Source organism: Bacillus sp. LR--39 (assembly GCF_053613335.1).
The window spans coordinates 1-865 of record NZ_JBSIOT010000562.1; the positions used below are offsets into that span (position 1 = coordinate 1).

General features: G+C 47.1%; 2 protein-coding genes. Both read right to left on the minus strand.

Features of this window, described 5'->3' with window-relative positions; translation table 11 throughout:
- A partial coding sequence (gene queE, locus ACWHAR_RS24920; protein WP_452088159.1) for a 7-carboxy-7-deazaguanine synthase QueE occupies window positions 1–444 on the minus strand: 444 nt, incomplete at its 3' end.
- On the minus strand, window positions 437–865 hold a 429-nt coding region (gene queD, locus ACWHAR_RS24925), incomplete at its 5' end, for a 6-carboxytetrahydropterin synthase QueD (protein ID WP_452088160.1). The genes queE and queD, both read right to left, overlap by 8 nt.

Genomic DNA, 865 nt, shown 5'->3' on the forward strand with positions numbered 1-865 from the left:
TGAAGTTAAAATGTGGTCAAGCTTTTGAAAGTTCGTTACCATTTTTGAGCTTGGCGGTTTTGGAGAAATTGTCAGGTCATCAATCAGCGTAAACCAATCCTGATAAACGGTCCCTTGAGTTTCAAGCGCTGCACGGATGTTATTTTCCTTCAGCAGTTCAATAAAAGCATCCAGCTGTTTTAACAGGGCCGGGTTGCCGCCTGAGATCGTCACATGAGAAAACGCGTCTCCGCCAATGTCCTTAAGCTCCGCAAAAATCTCCTCCGCCGTCATCCAGCGAATATCTTTTTTAGCAGACCCGTCCCAAGTGAAGGCGGAGTCACACCAGCTGCAGGAATAATCACAGCCGGCTGTCCGGACGAACATCGTTTTCTGTCCGATCACCATGCCTTCTCCTTGAATTGTCGGGCCGAAAATTTCTAATACAGGAATTCCTTTAGCCATTCAAACCACCCTTCTTCGGACGGTAGACACAGTAGCTTGTCGGTGTTTCACGGACAAACACCTGTACACAGGTCGGCTTATTCTCCAAAGTGTCTAAATAAGCCTGTACGTTGTCATAAATCGTTTTCGCCACGACTTCAGTTGTCGGCAGCGAATACCGGTCGTCCTGAGAAAAATCTTCATGATCATTTAATAGCGTGTGATCATAGTTTCCGTGCACCAGTTTTTTGAGTACGCTGAAATTGACAAGAAAGCCTGAATCGTCAAGTTCGTCGCCGGCGACGGTTATATTTACGGTATACGTATGCCCGTGAACCCTGCTGCACGCTCCCGCACTTTCCCGAGGGATAAAATGAGCGGCTGAGATATGCATGTCCTTATTCAGTTCAAACGAATAAGGATGCTGGGCCTGCGGATAAAT